General features: G+C 50.1%; 21 protein-coding genes and 2 tRNA genes. 15 read left to right on the top strand and 8 right to left on the bottom strand.

The window, feature by feature from the left end:
• Window positions 1-254 precede the first annotated feature (254 nt).
• From E5336_RS03530 to E5336_RS03500, 7 genes are all read left to right on the top strand, one after another.
• Window positions 255-566, top strand: a complete 312-nt coding sequence (locus tag E5336_RS03530; RefSeq protein ID WP_135979703.1) for a PTS lactose/cellobiose transporter subunit IIA — start codon at window positions 255-257, stop codon at window positions 564-566.
• A gap of 24 nt (window positions 567-590) precedes the next feature.
• Window positions 591-2,051: a glycoside hydrolase family 1 protein gene (locus E5336_RS03525; protein WP_135979702.1), complete on the top strand. Its 1,461-nt coding sequence runs from the start codon at window positions 591-593 to the stop codon at window positions 2,049-2,051.
• Window positions 2,052-2,090: 39 nt separating this feature from the next.
• Window positions 2,091-2,393, top strand: coding sequence for a PTS sugar transporter subunit IIB (locus tag E5336_RS03520; RefSeq protein WP_135979701.1), 303 nt, complete (start codon window positions 2,091-2,093; stop codon window positions 2,391-2,393).
• A 96-nt stretch (window positions 2,394-2,489) separates the two neighbouring features.
• Entirely contained in the window at window positions 2,490-3,965 is a 1,476-nt protein-coding gene (locus E5336_RS03515) for a glycoside hydrolase family 1 protein (protein ID WP_135979700.1), read from the top strand.
• 83 nt (window positions 3,966-4,048) lie between these two features.
• On the top strand, window positions 4,049-4,972 hold the full coding sequence (locus tag E5336_RS03510; protein WP_135979699.1) for an alpha/beta fold hydrolase: 924 nt from the start codon (window positions 4,049-4,051) through the stop codon (window positions 4,970-4,972).
• Window positions 4,973-5,075: 103 nt separating this feature from the next.
• Window positions 5,076-5,558, top strand: coding sequence for a hypothetical protein (locus tag E5336_RS03505; protein WP_135979698.1), 483 nt, complete (start codon window positions 5,076-5,078; stop codon window positions 5,556-5,558).
• Window positions 5,559-5,728: 170 nt separating this feature from the next.
• Complete coding sequence (locus tag E5336_RS03500) at window positions 5,729-5,965, top strand: hypothetical protein (RefSeq protein ID WP_135979697.1); 237 nt, start codon at window positions 5,729-5,731, stop codon at window positions 5,963-5,965.
• Window positions 5,966-6,119: 154 nt separating this feature from the next.
• Here E5336_RS03500 and E5336_RS03495 read toward each other — a convergent pair whose 3' ends face one another.
• The 3 genes from E5336_RS03495 to E5336_RS03485 form a co-directional block, all read right to left on the bottom strand.
• Window positions 6,120-6,548 carry a PTS sugar transporter subunit IIA gene (locus E5336_RS03495; RefSeq protein ID WP_135979696.1) on the bottom strand — a complete coding sequence of 143 codons (429 nt, stop codon included), beginning with the start codon at window positions 6,546-6,548 and terminating at the stop codon, window positions 6,120-6,122.
• A gap of 133 nt (window positions 6,549-6,681) precedes the next feature.
• Window positions 6,682-8,475 carry an SH3 domain-containing protein gene (locus tag E5336_RS03490; RefSeq protein WP_135979695.1) on the bottom strand — a complete coding sequence of 598 codons (1,794 nt, stop codon included), beginning with the start codon at window positions 8,473-8,475 and terminating at the stop codon, window positions 6,682-6,684.
• Window positions 8,476-9,031: 556 nt separating this feature from the next.
• Complete coding sequence (locus tag E5336_RS03485; RefSeq protein WP_135979694.1) at window positions 9,032-9,262, bottom strand: hypothetical protein; 231 nt, start codon at window positions 9,260-9,262, stop codon at window positions 9,032-9,034.
• A gap of 300 nt (window positions 9,263-9,562) precedes the next feature.
• Here E5336_RS03485 and E5336_RS03480 point away from each other — a divergent pair, with 300 nt between their 5' ends.
• Window positions 9,563-10,942: an MATE family efflux transporter gene (locus E5336_RS03480; protein ID WP_277820768.1), complete on the top strand. Its 1,380-nt coding sequence runs from the start codon at window positions 9,563-9,565 to the stop codon at window positions 10,940-10,942.
• The gene (locus E5336_RS03475) at window positions 10,939-11,766 is read left to right on the top strand and encodes an HAD-IIB family hydrolase (protein ID WP_135979692.1); all 828 of its coding nucleotides are present in this window, start codon (window positions 10,939-10,941) and stop codon (window positions 11,764-11,766) included. The genes E5336_RS03480 and E5336_RS03475 overlap by 4 nt, the downstream gene beginning before the upstream one ends.
• Here E5336_RS03475 and E5336_RS03470 read toward each other — a convergent pair.
• Entirely contained in the window at window positions 11,763-12,890 is a 1,128-nt protein-coding gene (locus E5336_RS03470) for an MGDG synthase family glycosyltransferase (RefSeq protein WP_135979691.1), read from the bottom strand. The genes E5336_RS03475 and E5336_RS03470 overlap by 4 nt on opposite strands.
• Window positions 12,878-13,495, bottom strand: a complete 618-nt coding sequence (locus E5336_RS03465; protein ID WP_135979690.1) for a glycerol-3-phosphate acyltransferase — start codon at window positions 13,493-13,495, stop codon at window positions 12,878-12,880. The genes E5336_RS03470 and E5336_RS03465 overlap by 13 nt, the downstream gene beginning before the upstream one ends.
• A gap of 154 nt (window positions 13,496-13,649) precedes the next feature.
• Here E5336_RS03465 and trkA point away from each other — a divergent pair, with 154 nt between their 5' ends.
• Window positions 13,650-15,014 carry a Trk system potassium transporter TrkA gene (gene trkA / locus E5336_RS03460; RefSeq protein WP_135979689.1) on the top strand — a complete coding sequence of 455 codons (1,365 nt, stop codon included), beginning with the start codon at window positions 13,650-13,652 and terminating at the stop codon, window positions 15,012-15,014.
• Entirely contained in the window at window positions 14,992-16,503 is a 1,512-nt protein-coding gene (locus E5336_RS03455; RefSeq protein WP_135979688.1) for a TrkH family potassium uptake protein, read from the top strand. Before trkA ends, E5336_RS03455 begins: the two co-directional genes overlap by 23 nt.
• A gap of 27 nt (window positions 16,504-16,530) precedes the next feature.
• Here E5336_RS03455 and E5336_RS03450 read toward each other — a convergent pair whose 3' ends face one another.
• On the bottom strand, window positions 16,531-17,460 hold the full coding sequence (locus E5336_RS03450) for a calcium/sodium antiporter (protein ID WP_135979687.1): 930 nt from the start codon (window positions 17,458-17,460) through the stop codon (window positions 16,531-16,533).
• A gap of 15 nt (window positions 17,461-17,475) precedes the next feature.
• Window positions 17,476-18,348, bottom strand: a complete 873-nt coding sequence (locus E5336_RS03445; protein ID WP_135979686.1) for an HAD family hydrolase — start codon at window positions 18,346-18,348, stop codon at window positions 17,476-17,478.
• Between the two features lie 140 nt (window positions 18,349-18,488).
• On the opposite strand from E5336_RS03445, the gene E5336_RS03440 reads away from it, so the two are divergent.
• From E5336_RS03440 to E5336_RS03425, 4 genes are all read left to right on the top strand, one after another.
• Window positions 18,489-18,564: transfer RNA gene (locus E5336_RS03440), tRNA-Asn, on the top strand.
• A gap of 179 nt (window positions 18,565-18,743) precedes the next feature.
• On the top strand, window positions 18,744-19,244 hold the full coding sequence (locus E5336_RS03435; protein WP_135979685.1) for a pyridoxamine 5'-phosphate oxidase family protein: 501 nt from the start codon (window positions 18,744-18,746) through the stop codon (window positions 19,242-19,244).
• Window positions 19,245-19,320: 76 nt separating this feature from the next.
• Window positions 19,321-20,241 (top strand): aldo/keto reductase, encoded by a 921-nt coding sequence (locus E5336_RS03430; protein WP_135979684.1) that lies wholly within the window; start codon window positions 19,321-19,323, stop codon window positions 20,239-20,241.
• A 71-nt stretch (window positions 20,242-20,312) separates the two neighbouring features.
• Window positions 20,313-20,388: transfer RNA gene (locus tag E5336_RS03425), tRNA-Asn, on the top strand.
• Between the two features lie 74 nt (window positions 20,389-20,462).
• Here E5336_RS03425 and E5336_RS03420 read toward each other — a convergent pair.
• Complete coding sequence (locus tag E5336_RS03420) at window positions 20,463-21,704, bottom strand: helix-turn-helix domain-containing protein (protein WP_135979683.1); 1,242 nt, start codon at window positions 21,702-21,704, stop codon at window positions 20,463-20,465.
• Window positions 21,705-21,784 lie beyond the last annotated feature (80 nt).

Here is a 21,784-nt window from a genome sequence, read left to right as displayed (position 1 = left end):
TTTTCACGGTTGGGTGAAAGCGGAGCGTATTTTTTCAACCACATTGCCTTGCCAAGTCAAAATTCCCGACAGGTAAGGCATTTTTCGTGCGTTTTAGTACCGTAAAAAAACATTTTATGTTATATATATTTCTGGCAAACTCTGAAACGTTGTGACTGTTTCATTTTCAGAGGTGAAAACGCTTTACACCAAAGGTTTCCCTGAGTAAAATAAAAGTACAAAGTTTACTTGAGTAAGAGGAAAAGAGGAAAATTATGGACACAAAACTCGATATGATGTCTTTCTCAATTCTGAGAAACGCAAGAAAAGCCAAAAATTTGGCGTACAAAGCTCTGAAGCAAATGAAGGCCGGGAACCTTGATGAAGCACGAGAGCTGATCGCGCAAAGCGATGGAGCGACGACTTTGGCGCAGGAGGCGGAAAGCGATCTGCTTCATTTCGTACAGGGAAGCGAAAAAGAAGTAGAAACTTGGCTGGAGCACTCGCAGGACCACCTGATGAGCAGTCTGCTGGCGACGGAAACGATCAAAGAGATGATCGAGATGTACGCCGGTAATCGAGCGTAACAAAGAAAGCGAAAGGGAGAAAAAATGGGAGAGAAAACTTACGCGTTCCCCGCTGGTTTTTTGTGGGGAGGCGCAACGGCGGCCAATCAGTACGAAGGCGGCTGGCTTGATGGGGGAAAAGGAGCCAGCGTGCCGGACCACATAACGGGAGGTACGGTCAGCACGCCGCGGCGGTGGACACGGGAAATCGAAGAGGGAACGTATTACCCGAGCCACGAAGCGGTGGACTTTTATCATCGTTACAAGGAGGACATCGCGCTGATGGCGGAAATGGGATTCAACGTGTTCCGGCTGTCGATCAACTGGGGGCGGATCTATCCCAACGGGGACGATAAAACGCCAAACGAGGAAGGTCTTGCGTTTTATCATGACGTTTTTAAGGAATGCCGGAAATACGGAATCGAACCGCTCGTCACGCTCTCGCACTATGAAACGCCATGGGCGCTGACCGAGAAGTACAATGGCTGGGCGAGCCGGGAAGTCATCGACCATTTCGTCCGCTACGCCACGACGTGCTTCCAGGAGTACAAGGACGAGGTCAAATACTGGCTGACGTTTAACGAGATCAACTGCGCGATGATGCCGTTTGGAACGATTATGGGACTGGGCATGGTGCCCGAATCGGATGTGATGGACTTTGGCGCGAGCGAAACGCACGAACAAGTCCAAAAGCGGTTCCAGGCGCTGCACCATCAGTTTGTCGCCAGCGCGAAAGCCGTGCAAATCGGTCATGCGATCAATCCGAATTTCATGATTGGCTGCATGATCGCGGGCGGGCTGGCGTATCCGTACACGTGCAATCCAAAAGACGCGCTTGCCGCGCAAAACAAAAACAACATGTCGAATTATTTTTGCGGCGATGTGCAGGTGCGCGGTGTGTATCCGTATTTTGCGAAACGCTTTTTCAAAGAGAACGATATCCATTTGGATATCACGACGGACGATGAAATCGAGCTGCTCAATGGAACGGTCGATTTCTACTCGTTCTCCTACTATATGTCGTCGACGGAAACGGTGGACGAGGAATTGAAGGCGGCTAAAGGCAATGTGTTCGCCGGCGTTCCGAATCCGTATTTGGAAACGAGCGAATGGGGCTGGCAAATCGACCCGGAAGGGCTGCGCTGGTATTTGAATGACGTCTATGGCCGGTACGAGATTCCGCTCATGATCGTGGAAAACGGCTTGGGCGCGGTCGATGTGCGTGGCGAGGACGGCAAGTTCCACGACGTGTATCGAATCGACTATTTGCGCAAGCACATCGAGCAAATGGGCGAGGCGATCGAGGATGGCGTGGATTTGCTTGGCTATACGATGTGGGGCTGCGTCGATCTGGTTTCGGCGTCCACGGGGGAGATGAAGAAGCGGTACGGCTTCATTTACGTGGATAAGGACAACGACGGCAACGGCGACTTGCATCGGGAAAAGAAGGATTCCTTCGACTGGTACAAAAAAGTGATCGCGTCCAACGGAAAAGAGTTGGATTAGAAAAGGTTCTTCGGAACCTTTTTTTTGAAAGGAGAGACTATGAAAATTTTACTGATTTGCGTGGGTGGCATGTCGAGTTCGGTGCTGATGGAAAGAATGCGTCAATACGCCGCGGAACACGACGAGCCGCTTACGATCGAGGCGGTTGGGGAAATGGGCCATGCCTATGAAAAGGTGGCGGGCGAATACGACGTCATCCTGATGGCGCCGCAAGCCGGATACCGCAAGAAAGACGTCATGAAGCGGGTGTCGATTCCGGTGGATGTTATCGACATGGCCGCGTATGGTCGGGCGGATTGCGCGAAAGTGTTCGAGCAAGCGCGGCGCCTGCTGGATAAATAACCTCGAAAAATGACTAGAAATCGTTTTCATTTCATTAAAAATCGGATAAAATGGGTTTGAATAGGCGATACGATTAACAACAGAAAGGGGATTTCAATGAGTCATTTTCCAAATGGATTTTTATGGGGCGGCGCCACAGCCGCCAACCAGTATGAAGGGGGCTGGAACGAAGGCGGCCGCGGACCGGCGCTGACGGATGTGACGACGGGTGGAACCGTCGACTCGCCGCGGATGGTTACGTGGATCGACAAGTACGGCAGTCCGCACGCGAGTCCAAGCCACGGATTTACGCTACCCGAGGGGGCGTCCTACGCAGTGCTGGAGGATTATTACTATCCAAACCACAAAGGAACGGACTTTTATCATCATTGGAAAGAAGATATCGGTTTGTTTGCCGAAATGGGATTCAAGGTGTTTCGCATGTCGATTTCCTGGAGCCGGTTGTTTCCAAACGGCATCGAGGAAACGCCCAATCCGGAAGGCGTCGAGTTTTACCGCAACGTGTTCAAGGAATTGAAAGCCCATGGTATCGAGCCGCTCGTGACGATTTGGCATTTTGACACGCCGCTGTATTTGGAAGAGAAAATGAAGGGGTGGAACAACCGGGATTTGATCGACTTGTATGTCCGTTTCGCGCAGACGTGCTTCGAGGAGTACAAGGGACTTGTCAAATACTGGCTGACGTTCAATGAAATCAACAACACGATTATGTTCCTCGATATGTGGGGACACGAGGCGGACAACGAGGAGTTCCGGGCCGCGTACCAGCAGCTGCACTACCAGTTTGTCGCCAGCGCCAAGGCCGTGCAGGTCGGGCATGCGATTGACCCGGAAAACCGGATCGGCTGCATGATTTGCGGCATTACGTTTTATCCCGCCACGTGCGATCCAAAGGACATTATGCTGAACCGCCACCAATGGGAGAAAAATATTTTTTATTGCGGCGACGTCCAATGCAAGGGCGAGTATCCGGTTTTTTCCAAGCGGCTGTGGCAGGAACACGATGTCGAGCTGGACATCACGGATGAGGACCGGAAAATTTTAAAAGAGGGAACGGTGGACTACTACACGTTCTCCTACTATATGTCCAATACGATTACGACGCATGACGTGGAGGAGAAAGCGGGCGGCAACAACGTGGAAGGCGCGCGCAATCCATACTTGCGGTATTCGGATTGGGGCTGGGGCTTCGATCCGCTAGGCCTGCGCTATTTTTTGGAAGTGATCAACGACCGCTACCATAAGCCGATCATGATCGTGGAAAACGGGCTGGGCGCCTACGACATCGTCGAGGAGGACGGCTCGATTCACGATCCGTTCCGAATCGACTATTATCGCGAGCACATAAAGGAAATGGATCAGGCGATCGCCGAAGGCGTTGATTTGATTGGGTACACGACGTGGGGCTGCATCGACCTGGTGTCGGCGGGCACAGGCGAGATGCGCAAACGGTACGGCTTTATTTACGTGGATATGGATGATAAAGGCGAAGGCACGATGAAACGGACGCCGAAGGATTCGTTTTACTGGTATAAAAAGGTCATCGCCTCCAATGGAAACGATTTGGATTGACAGCTTTCGGGCTGTTTTTCTTTTTCGGATTGCGGGAACGGGAAAAGTCGTGGTATACTTCCACAAAACATGGAGAGCGAAAGATGAGTGTGAATGAAAATAGATTGATTGAAATCAACGGGGTGTTTCAGTATGTCGCGATTATGGCGCAAAAAAAAGGGCTGCCGCTGCTCGTGTATGTACATGGCGGACCGGGCGAGGCCGCTTTGCCTTTGCTGATGCATTATCAAAAAGAACTGGCCCAGCACTTCACGTTTGTGGTGTGGGAACAGCGTGGAGCCGGGAAATCGTTTTACGAGTTTGGCGTCAACGAGAAAGTCGTCATCGACGACTACGTCGAGGATTTGCGGGCTTTGACGGCGTATTTAACCGGCCGGTTCCATCAGGACAAAGTGTATTTGCTCGCGCACGATTTTGGAACGATCATCGGCTTGCGTTATATTCAAAAGTATCCGGAAACGGTGCGGAAATACATTGGCTGTTCGCAAGTCGTGAACATGGAGAAGGCGATGCGTCTGCGTCTGCGTTACGCGATTGAAAACTCCCCGCGCAACGTCGCGAACCGGCTGTTGAAAATCGACCCGACATTTTCCGGCGAGCGCTGGATGAAGGATCTCGAACGGCTGGATAAGCAAATCACCCGTCTGAAAGGCTGCTTGTACGATCAAAAAAACAAGTTCAGCTTGCAGCATATTTATTTGCGCTGTCCGGCGTACACGATGTTCGACTACCAGCGCTATCGAAAGGGAATCGAGCAAAGCGTCCGCAAGCTGTGGCCGGAAATCATGCAAGTCGACTTTGAGTCGACGACGCGGTTCGACGTGCCGGTCGTATTCGTGGAAGGACGCCACGACAAACGCCTGTCCTCGGCGCTGGCGAAGACATATTATGACAAGATCACGTCGGCGAAACAGTGGTTTTGGTTCGAGGAATCGAGCCACTATCCGCAATGGTGCGAGCCGCAGGCGTTCAACGAATTGATGATTCGATTACTTGAGCAGGAATAAAACCTGCTTTTTTTGTCTTTTAAGGCATTCTGGTTTTTTCGGAAGGAAAAACATGGTTTTATTAAGGTAGGAAATCAGCTCATAGGCAAGGAGGTGCTGATATATGAATCGCATTTCAATCGCGTTAAGGGAATTTTTGAAAGAAGAAACCTTGGAGATCTTTAATAATCAACAGCATCAGTTCGCCAGTTTAAGCGATGACGAGGAAATCATCGTCGTCATTAACGAGTGCGGAGAAGAAAACTTATATTTGCAGACAGGGACGGAACAGGCGATTCTCGCGTTTGGGGAATGGCGAAAAATTTACGATGACACGCTGGAGGAAATCGACGCGTTGAAATACGACATCGAGCAAATCCTCACCAATCAATCGTATGTTTGGACTATTATCGACGCGCCCAACTGCATTGTCGGCTACGTCAGCGACCAGGGCATTCAGTATTTGACCGACACCAACGAGTTTGGATGGAATTACCAATCCTCCAACGAGTTTTTTAAAACTATCGCCAAAGACGAAGGGTCGCAAAATTTCCTGTTCTGGCATCCGGGCCATCAGGTAATCGAGCCTTCCCAGTTTCTCATGTAAGCCGAAGTCATTCGGCTTTTTTTTGTGGCATAGGAAAAACCGGACGATAAATAAGAAAAATAAGCATCGAGATTGAAAAAGGAATAATATTAAAACTATAATAAATTTGAAAATGGTACCATTCTTATAAAAAAACGCACAAAGAAACGACAGTCTTCAGGAGAAAAAAGATGAAACACAAAACAATCAAAATCATAGGAATCGTCGCGGCATGTGTGGTTGCGCTAGGATTGATCTGGGCGCTGACAAAAAACGTGCACGGTCCGCAGGAAACGCGAAGCTGGCAGGAGCAGGATGAAAGCATCCGCGACACCATGACAAAAAGCCTGCCGGATTTAAGCGATCCGGAAGCAATGGGCCAATTCAAGTCCACGGCCAACATGATCGAGGGAACGGTTGGGTATTGAGAGAAGAAAAAGTTGCTAAAAAGGCAACTTTTTTTTAATGAAAAATTACTCTTCAAAGAATTCGGTTCCTAAAGCGTTTGGGTCAGTTTCGGCTTTTTGATGATTGCGCTTAATTTACGATAAATCATTGGATTGGTGGCTTGGGAACTGCATATTAGGAAAATGTGCTGTACGGGTTTTCTTTTCCAAAGAATTGATTTTCATGTCTGGCGATCGCGATAAATCCGGGAAGATCAGCCGTTGACAACGGATGAGCAATGGTAATTTTTCCTTCGAATTCGGTACTTGTTTTTGCTTCGCAATCCATCACTTGTTCGTAAAAGTCGGATGGCAAGGGGAAATATTGTTTTATTTTTGAAATCATTTCTCCAATCGTTTCTTCTTTTGTTTTCGAAGTAAGATTGAAAAACAAATATTCTCTCAGCATGATCGTATCCAGAATCACGAACTGGACCTTTTTGAATAATGCTTTGATAGTTTCGATATCCTTGGCGTTCATAAAACGAGAGATCATGACCACTCTTTCTAAAGGGGATTCAAAGGATTTCCTTTTCTCCATAGCGAGCTGTATGTTTTCCATCATTTGTGTAAGTAGAGACGGGAATACATGTTAAAGATAGGAAGATCTACAAAAAAAGGAAGGATTTAAATTTTCCTTCCATTTAAGGGATTCCAAAACAAACTTCTGCTAGAACCATCGTTCATAAGCAACGTCTTTATTCAAATGCTTCTACATTTTGGAATTCCCAGAATTGTCCGTCTGGTTTGTAGTAATCCAGAACATCCTGACGGGAAGATAAATTTTCTTCTTCCATATCATTTGCTGTAACTGTGATTCGATCAACGCTTTCTGTACCCATATGTCCCATAACTCTTTCAAAAACTCCAGAGTTTTCGGTTGAATAGAAGCCGGCATGAGAAGCAGAAGTTTCACCGATTTTTTTAATTGAGTCATCCTTGTATACGTACAATTTCAGTATATAATCTGCTTCGCATATACCGGTTTTTACTGCCAGCACCGGTACATCGAATCCGCTATCTTGCCACAAGTACCATAACGGGGCATATTCTAAGATATTCGCATACTTTTCTTTATTGGCTTCATTATCCAGGATTTCTTTATAAGCTGTTTTCCAGTCTTTGGCGTTGCTTGACATTGGATCTGCATAATCGTATTGAATATCTTTTAAACATACCCAACCGCCAGTAGTCAAATTTCCCCAGGATTCGCTGTCATCTTCGACGATATCGGATATTTTGATTTTTTCACCCTTTGATAAATTTCCAATTTTTTTAGAATTACGGTCTGGCTCTTCACGAATTGTCATATCATAGTTTAGCAGCCATTCTTTTTTCAAAGAAGGATTGACATATCCATGATTCTCAAAATCAAAATCCGGATATAAATTTCCAGCTATATATTGCTTAAGCGAATCTAAACCTGACGGGTCATAAACATTGGTAAACTGAATCTCTTTTAAATTGTCAAAATCCAGTTTGGCAATTTTGTCCTGAGTTAGCGCTGTTTCTTTCAGCTCGCTATTCTGGGATGAAATTTTTGTTACCGTTTTCTGGCCGTTTACGTTTTGAAACCGTAGCAGTGTATGATCTTTATTTTGATAAAGAATACTGTCTTCCATTGAAAATGATCCGATTGATTGACTAGTTATCACATTAGAAGAATCGCCATAGACTTCTATTTTTAAGTCTTTATTGTATGCACCTGAAACAATAAGCAAAGCAGGACATTCACTGTCTGATAAATTTGCTAAAGCATATCCCCAGCTAAAAGTGCCCTTATAGACATCGAACTGTTTCATCATCACGATTCGATCATATACCTCTTTCATTGTTGTGCTACGGGCAAAATTACCGACCACAATACCATTAATGACCGAAAAAAATGTCGGACCCTTCTCGTCGTATAACGGCATCCATCCTTCGTTTGTTTTGAGCCATGGCATGTTTTGCTCTCCTGAATCAAAATTCTTAAAAATCTGCTGTTCTGAATTCGCAGAAATATTCTTTCCGTCGATCTGATCATATAATTTTATATTCTGCTTTCGCTGGATTAGTGATTTGCCATCCCATTCCGCACCGTTGATCAAGGACGCCTTAAGATTTTGATCATAAATCAGAACATATTTTTGTTTGTCAGGTAAATATCCATAAACTTTTTCACTATCAGCATCTTGAAGTGGAAATGTAGCAGGAAAAAGGATCCTGAACTCTTCTCCTTCGTTGATTTTTTCATTGGCAGAAACTACATCCCGCCCGCCTTCATCCCGAGTAAATAAAGGCAAATCTTTTTCCGCTTTCCATAAGCTCGTACTTTTGATCATTCCTTCAGAATATGCATCTAAATCCAGTTCTGAAGGAAATAGCGTTTCAATTTCTTGGTCTGATTCGGCTTTTTCTGCCGGCTGTGTTGATTCAGGCACACTGCCTGAACATCCGATCAAACCGATACTCCATATCATAATAAAAAGTATTTTCTCTATTTTGTTCATCTTGTTGCTTTCCTTTTCTTATTTACAATATCATAAATTGATTTACGATTATTGCTTATTTTTTGTCTATACAGAAGTATAACATTTTTCAGACAGTCGGGATTGATTGGCTTGCCAAGATAAAAGTTGATGCCCGCGTTTCTGGACTCCTTGATGTCCGAATCGAGCGAATTAGCTGAAAGTGATATGATCGACATAGAAGCAAGTTTGGAATGCAAACGAATCGTCCTATTCAGGATGAAGGAACGATTGTTTGCAGAGTGTTGCCTAGCGATATGGAATTCGAAAGTGAAATGGATTAAAAATGCGAATCGTAACGAGCATAGGAAAAAAGACATGGGAGCACAGATACCGGGTATGTGAATAGAATGGAGGAACAGTCATGAGTATATGAAATCAGATCTTGGCTGATGATAATCTGGAAAAGGCCAAAAACGATTTACAAGAATCTGATAAAACAGAACACAGAGAACCGGAGTAGAATGAGCGGGGAGGAACTCTTCAAGGCACAGACAGGGGCCTACTCTATTAAAAAAATGAGCTTTCGCTCATTGGTTTAGTGAATGTCTTTTTTGATGTCTTCTTCGATTTTCTCGATTTTTTCTTTCACTTTTTCAGCGCTGGCGTCCAGCTCGGCGTGGTCGCGGGCAAGATCCTTTTCGAATTCCTGATCTTTTTCGTTTTTAAATTTTTCAAATTCTTTCCATTTTTTCTCGGCGTCCGCTTTTTCGCGCTCGATTAAATTTTCAGCGTATTGGCCGTCGACACGGTTGTTGTTGTTTTTCATGGCACATGACCTCCTGTATTTCTTATGATAAAAGAGTGGTTTTTGAAATTCAATCGTAAAGCTTGTGTTTCGAAAGCGGATGGGGTTTGCTATAATGAGGAATAGAAAGCGGGACCGGGTAAAAAAAACGTACCCTCATGGGTTCTCATAAATCCGCTTTAAAAAGTGAAAAGACAGAAATGGGTATGTGAAAGCATACCCGTCTGTGTGATTGAGGAAAGCAAGGGATACGAAACCGAAAGGAGAGATTGGAGTTTCCTCCCACGAAACGATCGCGTGTATCCACTCCAAAAATATTTGATGAAACAAAAAAGTAAATCTGTCGATCTGGGAACCGGATCTGTCGTCAAGCTACTGTTTTCGCTTGCGCTGCCAAGCATTATCGCCCAGGTCATCAACGTTTTGTACAACGTCGTGGACCGGATGTACATCGGCCACATTGCCGATCATGGCGCGCTTGCGCTGACAGGGGTCGGCGTCACGATGCCGGTCATCATGGCGATTTCCGCCTTTTCGAGTCTGGTCTGCATGGGCGGGGCTCCGCGCGCTGCGATCGAGCTTGGCAAAAACAAAAAAGAAAACGCGGAGCACATCATGTCGAACTGCTTTGTTCTCCTGATTGTGTTTGGCGTCCTGCTGACGATTCTCGTCGAGATATTCGCTGTTCCAATGCTGAATCTTTTTGGAGCCAGCCCAAGCACGCTGCCATTCGCGCTAGACTACTTGCGCATTTACGCGCTGGGAACGATTTTTGTTCAAACGGCGCTGGGGATGAACGCTTTTATCAACACCCAGGGCTACACGACGTACGGCATGACGAGTGTCCTGATCGGAGCGATTGCCAACATCGTGCTCGACCCGATTTTGATTTTTGGTTTTCATTTAGGCGTGAAAGGGGCGGCCATCGCCACGATTACTTCGCAATGCTTGTCCGCGGTGTTCGTGCTTTGGTTTTTGCGCTCGAACCGCAGCTACCTGAACATCCGCAAGCGGTTTTTCAAACTGTCGATCGCGGTCATCGCGCCATGCCTCATGCTCGGCCTGTCGCCATTCGTCATGCAAATTACGGAAAGTCTGCTTAGCGTTTGCTTCAACTCGTCGCTGCTCAAGTACGGAGGCGACACGGCGGTGGGCGCCATGGCGATTCTTGCCTCCGTCATGCAGTTTTCCATGCTCCCGCTCCAAGGCTTGACCCAAGGCTCGCAGCCGATTATTTCGTTCAACTTTGGCGCCGGCAAGTACGACCGCATCAAATCCACGTTCCGGATCTTGCTGCTCGTATCGCTCATTTACTCGACGACAGTGTGGGCGATCTCGATGTTCGCGCCGCAAGTGCTCGCCGGCTTGTTCACCAACGACGCCAACTTAATGAACTACACGTGCTGGGCGTTGCGCATTTACATGGCGATGTCGCTCATCTTTGGCGCGCAAATCGCCTGCCAGCAAACGTTTATCGCCCTAGGCAACGCGAAGACGTCGTTGTTTTTGGCGTTGCTACGCAAAGTGTTCCTGCTGATTCCGCTCATTTACCTTTTGCCGGCCCTGCTAAGCGACCAGACGTTCGCCGTCTTTTTGGCCGAGCCGGTCGCGGACACCCTGGCCGTCTTGACGACATGCATCTTGTTCGCCCGGTATTATAAAAAAGTGCTGTCCAGTCCAAAGGAGGAAAACGCCCGATGATCCGTCTTTTTGCCAGCGATTTGGATGGAACGCTGCTCAACGCCCATCATCAATTCGACGAGCGAATCGTCGACGGGATCCGCCGCTTGCTGGCCGAAGGCGCCGCCTTCGCCATCGCGACCGGACGCGGAAACAAGCAATGCGCGATCCCGGAAATCGAATCCGACGTGTACAAGATTTGCATGAATGGCGCGCTTATTCTTGACAAAAACGACGCGGTTCTCGCCATGTCCTGCGTGCCGAAACCGGTTCTTGCCCGCCTTCTTGACGAGCTGCCCGAGTACGCGTTCGATTTTGTGACACCGGACAAAACGTACACCCGCTACTCGAAAGAAACGTATTTTACCCGCAAAGTCGATACGAGCGCCGACGCGTTGTGGAAAGAGCGCTTTATGCGCGACTTTTTGCCGCGCATCCAGTTCGCTGCCACAAAACAGCAAATTTTGGACGCCGACGTCTGCAAAATCAATTTGCGGGTCGATCCGGGCATGGACACCAGACATCTGGACGCCTTTCTTGCCGTCCACGAAAAGGAAATCGCCAACGCACCAAGCGGAAGCGGCCTGTACGAGCTGACCGCGCACGGCGTCAACAAAGGACAGGCGGTGTTGCGGCTTGGAAACAGGCTTGGAATCGACCCGGACGAGATTGCCGTGTATGGCGACGGCGGCAACGATTTGGAAATGCTTGGCTTGTTCGAGCACGCCTATGCGCCTGCCAACGCCAGCGAAACGGCGAAGCAAAAAGCCAAAGACGTGATTGGCCCATCCGACCAATACAGCGTTATCACGCATATGCAAAAGACACTAGGCATCGAGTCCTAGTGTCTTTTTTCAATAAATTCGACAAGTTTTCGCGCGGCCAGCGGGTCGATCACGCGCTTGTCTGCCTCGATCATCCGCTGCCGTTCGCGTGGATCGAGTGCCTTCATCAAATCGACGAGCAAGTCGTTTTGCACGTCTTTGACCCAAATCGCCATCCCGTTGTCCTGAAAGAACTGCGCGTTTTTGTCCTCGCATCCCGGAATTGGCGTGATGATCAAAAACGGGATTTGCGACACGGCGGCTTCGGTCGAGGACAAACCGCCCGGCTTGGCGATCAAAACTTCGCAAGCCGACAAGTAGTCGTACACCTTGTCGGTGGGGTCGATCAAATGCAATGGGCGCACGCCCTTGTAGGCGATTTCCAGGTTTTCCTTCAAATGCAAGTTGTTGCCCACCAGCACGAGAATCTCGTAGTCCTTGTGCGAGAGAATGAACGTCAGCAGTTCGTCGATCGTGTCGTTGATATCGCCCACGCCAATGCTGCCGCCCGAAAGAAGAAAGTATTTTTTCTTTGGATCCAAACCAAGTTCCTGCTTGGCTTCTTCCGGCGTCCGGCTCTCGTGAAACGGCTTGGACGTCGGAATGCCGAATGGAAGCAGCTTTTCTTTTGGAATGCCCGCCTTGACGAATACGTCTTCCAGCTTGGGGCTCGGGATGACGAAATAGTCCGCGTCCACTTCCGCGACAAACGGGGAACACGTGTAGTCGGTGGCGACAAAGTAAACCGGCGGCAGCGGAATGTGCCGGTTTTTGAGCTGGGTCAAAATTTCGCCGCCAAACAAATGCGTCGTGATGATCACATCGCACGGATGCTCACGCAAATACGCCTCGAGGAGCCGGGACGTCTTTTTTTGCTTCCAGTACACCGGAGAGTGGATGGGAATCTTTTTTTGCATGCGGGAGTACGCGTCGCCGATTCGATACACCCAGCCAAACAAATCCGGCGTATGCTGCACAAACGTCATGTACGTCGTGCCCACAACGTGGGCGAGATGGTCGCTTTGGAGCGAGTAGGGATCAAAAAAAGTGACGGTATGGCCACTTTCCTTAAGCTGCGAGACGATGGCTTTCGCCGCCGCGTTGTGTCCTCCTCCGGTGGAGCAGGACAACACTAGCGCTTCCATATCGGCTCCATGCTGAATTCTTCTTTATGCTCCTTGCTTGTCAGCAGCCGGACGATGATGGCGGACGCGATCAGCAGGGCGCCGGTTCCAACCGAAACGTTGATATTCAGCGTCAAAATGCAAGGCAGGAACACGATATACGTGACAAGCGTGCGGTAGTAGTTGGGCTTAATGACCAAAATGCACGAAAAGAACAAGAATAAAATTGCCAGAAACGCGATGGGCTGCCAAATCGGCAGGATGGCCGCCAGACTTCCGAAGGAGGATGTGATGCCTTTTCCGCCCTTAAAATCGTGGAAGAGCGGGTAAATGTGGCCGATGACCGGCGCGACCATGACGAGGGCGGCGCCAATCGACGAAAGCGAGTGGCTTGTCAAATGCAAATAGAGGTAGACCGGAAGGAACGCTTTGAAAAAGTCGCCGACCAGCGTGAACGTTCCGCATGCGAATCCGCCGTTTTTAAACGCGTTCGCCACGCCTGGATTGTGGTCGCGGGAGTTGATCCGAATATCGGAAAGTTTGAACATTTTCACATAAAGCAAAGAGTATAGCACACTGCCGGACAAGTAGCCGATCAATGTATAAAGGACGACATCTGTTAACATGGGAAAGCTCCTTTCTATGGATTTTCTACTTAAAATATACTAAATCGTACAAGATCGAACCAAGTAAGATGCCTTATTTGCGAATATTTATTGAAAAAGCGCTTACAAGTGGATACGATAGTACATATCGGAAAGTTTATAAGGAGAATACATTATGAATATTGTGATTATCGGCGACGGGAAGGTGGGTTTCGCCCTGGCGACCCAGCTGGATCACGAAGGCCACAACGTGACGGTGATCGACAACAAGGCGTCCGTTCTGGAAAAGACGATCAACTCGCTGGATGTCGTCGGCGTGCTTGGCAACGGGGCCACGCCGGAAACGCTGAAAGAGGCGGGCGCCCAGCACGCCGATGTCGTGATCGCCGCGACATCCAAAGATGAAATCAATATTATCAGCTGCCTGCTGGCCCGCAAGCTGGGCGCGCGGCACACGATCGCGCGCATCCGCTCCCCCGAGTATGTCGGCTCGCTGAACATGGTCAAGGAAGAGCTGGGGCTTTCGCTGGAAATCAATCCCGAGCTTGTCGCGGCCCGGGAGATCCGCCGGTCGCTGCGGTTCACTTCCTCGATCCGGACGCAGTCGTTCGCCAAGACGAGGCTGGAAATCGCGGAAATCAAGATTTTTGAAAATTCGCCGCTGGCTGGCCGGAAAGTCATAGACATCGCGAACATGTACCGCCAAAGTGTGTTGTTTTGCATCGTCGAGCGGGAAGGGGAGCTGCTCATTCCCAACGGAACGACCGTTATTCGTAAGGGGGACAAGGTGGCGCTGACCGGGCGCACGAAGGAGCTGCAATCCTTCTTTAACGAGTTGCGGATCTTGAAAAACGACAAGATCAAAGACGTGATGATCGTCGGAGGCGGCCGGATCACGTATTATTTGACGTCCATGCTGCTGGATTTAGGCATTGACGTCACAATCATTGAAAAGGACGGGGAGAAGTGTCTGGCGCTTGTGGAGAAATTTCCGCGCGTGACCATCATTCATGGCGATGGAACCGACCACGAGCTGCTTTTGTCGGAAAACCTCGAAAACATGGACGCGTTCATCGCCCTGACCGACAACGACGAGGAAAACGTCATGATTTCCATGTTCGCCAACTCAAAGGGTATCGAGCACGTCATTCCCAAAGTGAACCGCGTCGAGCTGGGATTCATTTTGGAAAAGCTTGGGCTTGAAAACGCGATCACCCCGAAAAACATTACCGCCGACCACATCGTTTCCTACGTGCGGGCGATGCAAAACTCGCTAGGCAGCAACGTGGAGTCGCTCGTCAAGCTCAAAGACGAGCGGATCGAGCTGCTCGAGTTCCGGGTGCGCGACAACTGCCGGTTTCTCAACCGCCCCATCAAAGACGTGGCGTTCAAGCCGGGGATCTTGATCGCGTTCGTGACGCACAAAGGCGAGCCGCGCATCGCGACGGGCGCAACGCGGGTCGTTTGCGGGGACACGGTCGTCGTGATTTCGAAACGGAAAGGGTTGAGTGATATCAATGACGTTTTGGCTCAATCGTAACATCAACAAGCTGAACTGGCGGGTCATTCTGAATATGATTGGCTTCGCCTTGATCGCCTTGTCGGGACTGCTGATGCTGCCCGTCATTGTCGCCTTGCGTTACCGGGAGTTTCATTTGCTTTCGCCGTTTTTGATCACGATTGGCGTGTGCGCGCTGTGCGGGCTCTTTTTGTCGCGGTTGAAAGTGAAGCGAAACGCTTACTTCGCCCGCGACGGGATGATCGCGGTCGGCCTGGTGTGGATTTGCGTCTCGTTTTTTGGCTGCCTGCCGTTTTACTTCTCCGGGCAGATCCCGGCGCTGGTGGATTGCTTTTTTGAAACAGTGTCGGGCTTTACGACGACGGGGGCGACGATTTTGACGGACATCGAGTCGCTGTCCAAATCGCTGCTGTTTTGGCGCAGCTTCACGCACTGGATCGGGGGCATGGGCGTGCTGGTGTTCGTTTTGGCTTTTTTGCCGAAAAACAACGAGCATACGATGCACATCATGCGGGCTGAAGTGCCCGGACCGACGATTTCCAAGCTCGTTTCGCGGCTAAAGACGACGGCGATGATTTTGTACGCGTTGTATATGGCGCTCTCGGTCATCGAGCTTTTGTTTTTGCTGGCAGGCGGCATGCCGCTCTTCGACGCGTTGTGCAATACGTTTGGTACCGCCGGGACGGGTGGTTTCGCTATTTACGGCGCGAGTATCGGCGCGTACGGCAGCGTGTATTTCGAAGTCGTGATCACGGTGTTCATGTTTTTGTTCGGCATAAATTTCAACTTGTATTTTTTTCTCATTCTTCGGGACTTTAAGCCGATTTTGAAAAACGAGGAGCTCCGATGGTATATTGGCATCGTGGCGTTGTCGATCGTGGCGATTACGATCAATATCTTGCCGTTATACCATACGCTGGCCGAATCGCTACGGTACTCGTCGTTTCAAGTCGTGTCGATCATCACGACGACAGGCTACGCGACGGCGGACTTCAATTTGTGGCCGACGCTGTCGAAAATGATTTTGTTTTTTTTGATGGTCGTTGGCGCGTGCGCGGGAAGCACGGGCGGCGGCTTGAAAGTGACGCGGCTGATGATCGTTCTCAAGAAAATCAAGCTGAACGTGCAAAAGCTGTGGCATCCGCACAAAGTGGAGGCGATCATGGTGGATGGAAAGATCGTGGACAAGGAAACGGTCGACCAGGTCATGGCGTTTTTTGGCGCGTGGATGATTTTGATCGCGGCCGCGACGCTCGTGGTCGCGCTTGACGATTTTGATTTTGAAACGACGCTGACGGCGGTGTACACGTGTCTTGGCAATGTCGGACCGGGGTTGGGGCTTTGCGGGCCGACCGGATCGTTCGCGCTGTTTTCGGCGCTGTCGAAAATCGTCTTGTCCCTTTGCATGCTTTTGGGACGGCTGGAAATTTACCCGATTCTCATTTTCCTGTTTCCTTTGCTGGAAATCGACAAAAGAAAACCCGTCTTGCGCAGAAGACGGGAGGATTGAGCTGTTTGCGTTGTCAAACGGCTTTTTTTAACGCCACACGATATAAATGGCGTAGATGATATAGGCGCACAGCATGAGCAGGCCGCGGGCGCGCGACATTTTCTCGCTGCGCATCGTCATGAAATAAAGGAACACGGCGATCACGCACAAGATGACGATGTCGATCAAGTTGAGCGCGGTGACCTGGATCGTCGAAGAGAGCGAGGCGACGCCGAGAATGAACGTGATGTTCATGATGTTGCTGCCGATGGCGTTGCCAAGCGACAAGCCGCTTTCGCCTTTTTTCGCGGCGACCATACTCGTGACCAGCTCAGGCAGCGAAGTGCCGACCGAAACGATCGTCAGCCCGACAAGCGTTTCGGACATGCCCCACGTCTGGGCGATCCATGTCGCGTTGTCGACGACAAGATTGCCACCCAGAATGATGCCGGCCACGCCGACGCAAATCAGGGCGACGCTTTTGGGAACCGGCATGATTTTCGCCTCGTCGTCTTCGTTGTTTTCCTTTGGCTCGTGCGCTTTGGTGTCGCGCACGAGCGAAACGATGTACACCGTCAGCAAGACGAGGAAGCAGACGCCGTTGATCCAGTTGAGCCGGTGGTTGAAGACGGCCAGCAAAAGGACAAACGTAATGAGGATGTTCCAAAGCAAGTCGCGTTTGACGATTTGCCGGTCGATCAGAAACGGGCGCATGAGCGCGGAGCAGCCCACCACGACAAGGGTGTTGAAAATGTTGCTGCCGATGACGTTGGAGAGGGCGAGCTCGTTGCTTCCTGCCAGCGAGGCGGTGACGGAAACGCTCAGTTCGGGCAGCGAAGTGCCCAGCGCCACGATCGTCAAGCCGACGATAAAGGTGGGAATGTGAAATTGATAGGCGATGGACGCGCTGCCATCGACGAAGAGATCGGCTCCTTTGATGAGCAGAGCCATCCCGATGAGTAAAACGATATAAGCCATGTCAAAACCTTTCTTTTAGTATCCCAATGTTTTGAGGGCGTGGACGATTCCATCCTCGTGATTGGAACGGGTGACATGCGCGGCTTTTTCTTTCACAAAGTCTTTGGCGTTTTCCATCGCGAACGAGTCCTTGACGACTTCGAACATGGAAATGTCGTTTTCGCCGTCGCCAAACGCGACGACTTCGTCGGCTTCCCAGCCGTTCAGATTCATTAAATACAGCAAAGTCTTTCCTTTGGAGAAGCCGTAGGGCAGCACTTCGAGCTGTCTGGGCGTCGTTCGAAAAATCTCGAACTTGTTGCCGTATTTTTGCTTCAAATCGTCGTAAATCGCGAGCAGCGGCTCCTCTTCCTGCATGATTTGCAGTTTGTTGATGGGAGCCGTGATCTCCTCGACGGCTTGAATGTATTTGATGTTGGGATAACCGTCGCGCATGTCGGCAAGCCAGCTCCACGGACCGGCGGTCCAGGGATAGTCGATTGGAAGATGCTGGTCTTGCCGAATGGCTTCCTTGACGGTTTTTAAACTTTGCGGGAAGAAGTCGAACAACCCGTCGTCGAAGCAGGCCATCGTTTCGCATTCCATATTCATTAAATACTGGAAGATGGACGCGATTTCTTCGGGCTTCATTTTTTTGAGCACATGGCGCTTTCCGGTCGACAAGTCGTACCACGCGATGCCATCCACTTCAATGAGCAAGCCGTTGTACTTTTCCATTTCCAGCTCTCTGGCGTAAGGAAGAAGCCGCGTATAAGAGCGCCCGCTTGCTAAAATGAGCCGCACGCCTTTTTTTTGCAGTTCGAAAAGCTTTTGCTTTGTGGCGGGCGGAATCGTGTTGGTAGAATCCAGCAGGGTTCCATCCATATCCATAATGATTGCTTTGACCATGGGTATCACCTCGCAAACGATTTTAGCACAAATCCGAAAAAAGAGGGACGATAAGAGCCTGCGCGGCGAAAGAAAATTTATGAAAAAAAGATTTGCGTTTTGAAAAGGGGAATGCTATTATAAATAGGCATTGAGGAGATGCCTGAATAGCTCAGTCGGTAGAGCATCCGGCTGTTAACCGGCAGGTCACAAGTTCGAGTCTTGTTTCAGGCGCCATCATGTAAGAACAGCTGACTTCGGTCGGCTTTTTTTTGCTTGTATCGAAGGAAGCGGTTTGATACAATTTCAAAAACACAAGCATTGCAGCCACCGGGTTGCCGGCATTCGCCTCTGTTCGTTAGGTCTTGGAAGAGCGGGGAAACGAATGCCGTTTTTTGTTGACAGGAGGAAAAACGATGTTTCGAACCATGCGAAGAAAAAGGCAGGCACTAGATGAAAAGACGTGCCGGAAGATTTTGGAAAACGGAAGCGCAGGCGTGCTGGCGCTTTATGGGGACGACGGGTACCCGTACGCGGTGCCGATCAGCTACGCGCTGGAAGGGGACACACTGTTTTTCCATAGCGCGAAAAGCGGACATAAAATCGACGCGATCAAACGCGGCGACAAGGCGTCGTTTTGTGTCATCGACCAGGACGAAATCGTGCCGGCGCGATTGACCACGTATTTTCGAAGCGTCATCGCGTTTGGGCGCGTTCGAATCGTGGAACCGGCATCCGAAAAGCGGCGCGGCATCGAGGCTCTGGCGAAAAAATACGCGCCGGATATCCCGCAAGAGGAAATGGATCGGGAAATCGACCGGACATGGAAGGCGCTGACGGTGCTCGCGCTGGATGTCGAGCATTGCACCGGCAAGGAGGCCATCGAGCTGGTGGAAAAGAAGGAAGGCGTCAAATGATCGTGGATCCATTTGTTCTTGTCTTTGACGCACGCAAAAAGGTATCCTGGAAAAGGAAAAGAAAGAGAGGGAGAAGATGAACTATTTAAAATTGCCGAACACGGATCTGGAAGTTTCGCAAATCGCGCTTGGATGCATGCGGATCGCCGATAAAACCGTCGACGAGGTGGAGCGTCTGGTGCAATGCGCGCTGGATCTTGGCGTCAATTTTTTCGACCATGCCGATATTTATGGCGGCGGGCGCTCGGAGCGGCTGTTTGGAGAAGCGCTGGCGCGCCATCCGGAATGGCGCGAGCGGATGGTGATCCAGACGAAATGCGCGATCGTGCCGGGACAGCGCTATGATTTTTCTTACGACCACATCGTGGACAGCGTGAATCAGTCGCTTGAACGCCTGCACACCGATCACGTGGAGATTTTGCTGCTGCACCGTCCGGACGCCTTGTGCGATCCGCAAGAAGTGGCGCGCGCATTTGACGACTTGTACGAGGCGGGAAAGGTGAAATACTTTGGCGTCAGCAATCATACGCCGCTGCAAATCCTGCTGCTGGAAAAATATTTGAAACACAAAATCGTGATCAATCAGCTTCAGTTGTCCATCGTGCACTCCGTCATCATTGATTCGGGATTGAACATGAACATGACGGACGCTTTCGCGCAGGACAAAGATGGCGGCGTTCTCGACTGGTGCCGCTTAAACGACGTGCAAATCCAGGCGTGGAGCATCGTCCAGGCGTCGTGGGCGGACGGAACGTTTTTGAACAATCCGAAATACGGCCGGCTGAACGAAACGCTGGAACGAATCGCCGCGCGGTACGGCGTCAGCAAAGCGACGATCGCGACCGCTTGGATCTTACGGCATCCGGCGCGTATCCAGGCGATTGCCGGCACGACTTCCTGCGACCATCTCAAGGAAAACATCGACGCGTGCCGTATTGAACTGACTCGTCAGGAATGGTACGACTTGTACATGGCGGCGGAGAAACCGCTGCCTTGACGCGCTAAATTGTAAAATAGGACTTGAATTGAATGACCTTGTGTGCTATTATGGTTAGGCATTGAGGAGATGCCTGAATAGCTCAGTCGGTAGAGCATCCGGCTGTTAACCGGCAGGTCACAAGTTCGAGTCTTGTTTCAGGCGCCATCATGTAAGATCAGCTGACTTCGGTCAGCTTTTTTTTCGTCTTGAAAAACCGGCTCCTGCCGGTTTCTTTTGGTTTAGCGCATTTGCCCGGAACGCAACGCGGCCAGCTCTTTTTGGTATTGCAGCGCCAAGGCGAAGTCCTTTTGGGCCTGCGCCAGTTCGACGAGCCATTCCAGCACGCAAACGCGCAGCGGGTCCATCGAGAACGCCTGCTTCGCCTGCTCCAGCAAGGAAATCGCGGCCGGGAAATTTTCGTCTTTCCACGCGACGATTCCATCCAGCAGCGCGTTCCACGGCATGAAGGTATCGAAAGGATCGCTGTCCTGCGTCAAACAAAGGGCGTCTTTGGCGGTATGGACACGCACCGCAAAACAAGGATCGTCGAGCCGGAAGGCGGCGAAAACGAGGATAAAGTGAAGCACCGGCTTCGTGGCGCCGATTCGGAGGGCGTCTTTCGCGGTTTGTAAGGCGGCATGGATATCGTTTTTCCGAAAATAGGCGAATGCCAGGATCGACAGACAGCCTTGATACAAAACCGGATCGAGCGATTGCCCTTCGTTGATCAAGTTTTTCAAGCATGTGATTGCCGTTTCATAGTCGCCCAGATCCATATGGATTTGCGCTTCCAGCGAAGCCACCTGCACAAAGCGGAAAAGCGAGCCGACTTGAAAGGAAAGCGTCTTGCATACGGCCACGTGGCGATCGGCTTCGAGCAGACGCTGGCGAAAATACGCGTTCATCGCCATGTGCAAGCGGATCAAAAACGATTCCGGGTCGTAGCGCAGCGCTTGTTTAAAATACCGGGTTTCGTCGTGAAGGTCGAGCGCGACCACGCCAAGCAAGTCGTAGTAAACGGCTAGCTCTTTGGAGTCGAAAAACTCGAGCGCCGGTTCGAGTTCGCTTCGCAACGCCTCGATTTCCGCTGCCGGGGCGTCGGCGCATACGCGGTCGTACAACCCCAAAAACAAGAACTGCGGAAACAAAAACGAAGCCATCCACGTCCTGTCCTTCAACAGGGCGCCGGTCAGTTTTTTTCTTTCTTCGCTGCGCAGGGAGGCGCGCGCGTTTTCGAGCTCGTCAAGCCGGGCCAGCCACGCGGTTTTTCCTTTCGAGTCGTTTGAAAAGCGCGCAAAGCCAAACACCCGGGCGAACCGGTTTCGCCCTTCCTCGTCGATGTTGCTCGTTCCTTTTTCAATGGAGCGGATCATGGAGTAGGAATAGTGGGTGGCGTGCGCGAGCGCCTCCAGCGTCCATTCCTGCTGCTTTCGCATCGTGGCGACAAAAAAGCCAAAGATCCGCGCTTCGGTTTGATTCATACGTTTATCCTCTTTTTCCAAAATTATAGCATTTTCATGAAAAATAGCGGCTAAAAAAGGCGAAAGGATCCGTCTTTCCT

This window comes from Dubosiella muris, from assembly GCF_004793885.1.
Taxonomy (GTDB): Bacteria; Bacillota_I; Bacilli_A; order Erysipelotrichales; family Erysipelotrichaceae; genus Dubosiella; species Dubosiella muris.
This window is presented reverse-complemented; position numbering and strand designations above follow the sequence as displayed.

Bases quoted from the DNA above. Each gene is read 5' to 3' on its own strand.
- E5336_RS03530 (WP_135979703.1), top strand. From the start codon at position 255: ATGGACACAAAACTCGATATGATGTCTTTCTCAATTCTGAGAAACGCA.
- E5336_RS03525 (WP_135979702.1), top strand. From the start codon at position 591: ATGGGAGAGAAAACTTACGCGTTCCCCGCTGGTTTTTTGTGGGGAGGC.
- E5336_RS03520 (WP_135979701.1), top strand. From the start codon at position 2,091: ATGAAAATTTTACTGATTTGCGTGGGTGGCATGTCGAGTTCGGTGCTG.
- E5336_RS03515 (WP_135979700.1), top strand. From the start codon at position 2,490: ATGAGTCATTTTCCAAATGGATTTTTATGGGGCGGCGCCACAGCCGCC.
- E5336_RS03510 (WP_135979699.1), top strand. From the start codon at position 4,049: ATGAGTGTGAATGAAAATAGATTGATTGAAATCAACGGGGTGTTTCAG.
- E5336_RS03505 (WP_135979698.1), top strand. From the start codon at position 5,076: ATGAATCGCATTTCAATCGCGTTAAGGGAATTTTTGAAAGAAGAAACC.
- E5336_RS03500 (WP_135979697.1), top strand. From the start codon at position 5,729: ATGAAACACAAAACAATCAAAATCATAGGAATCGTCGCGGCATGTGTG.
- E5336_RS03495 (WP_135979696.1), bottom strand. From the start codon at position 6,548: ATGATGGAAAACATACAGCTCGCTATGGAGAAAAGGAAATCCTTTGAA.
- E5336_RS03490 (WP_135979695.1), bottom strand. From the start codon at position 8,475: ATGAACAAAATAGAGAAAATACTTTTTATTATGATATGGAGTATCGGT.
- E5336_RS03485 (WP_135979694.1), bottom strand. From the start codon at position 9,262: ATGAAAAACAACAACAACCGTGTCGACGGCCAATACGCTGAAAATTTA.
- E5336_RS03480 (WP_277820768.1), top strand. From the start codon at position 9,563: ATGAAACAAAAAAGTAAATCTGTCGATCTGGGAACCGGATCTGTCGTC.
- E5336_RS03475 (WP_135979692.1), top strand. From the start codon at position 10,939: ATGATCCGTCTTTTTGCCAGCGATTTGGATGGAACGCTGCTCAACGCC.
- E5336_RS03470 (WP_135979691.1), bottom strand. From the start codon at position 12,890: ATGGAAGCGCTAGTGTTGTCCTGCTCCACCGGAGGAGGACACAACGCG.
- E5336_RS03465 (WP_135979690.1), bottom strand. From the start codon at position 13,495: ATGTTAACAGATGTCGTCCTTTATACATTGATCGGCTACTTGTCCGGC.
- trkA (WP_135979689.1), top strand. From the start codon at position 13,650: ATGAATATTGTGATTATCGGCGACGGGAAGGTGGGTTTCGCCCTGGCG.
- E5336_RS03455 (WP_135979688.1), top strand. From the start codon at position 14,992: ATGACGTTTTGGCTCAATCGTAACATCAACAAGCTGAACTGGCGGGTC.
- E5336_RS03450 (WP_135979687.1), bottom strand. From the start codon at position 17,460: ATGGCTTATATCGTTTTACTCATCGGGATGGCTCTGCTCATCAAAGGA.
- E5336_RS03445 (WP_135979686.1), bottom strand. From the start codon at position 18,348: ATGGTCAAAGCAATCATTATGGATATGGATGGAACCCTGCTGGATTCT.
- E5336_RS03435 (WP_135979685.1), top strand. From the start codon at position 18,744: ATGTTTCGAACCATGCGAAGAAAAAGGCAGGCACTAGATGAAAAGACG.
- E5336_RS03430 (WP_135979684.1), top strand. From the start codon at position 19,321: ATGAACTATTTAAAATTGCCGAACACGGATCTGGAAGTTTCGCAAATC.
- E5336_RS03420 (WP_135979683.1), bottom strand. From the start codon at position 21,704: ATGAATCAAACCGAAGCGCGGATCTTTGGCTTTTTTGTCGCCACGATG.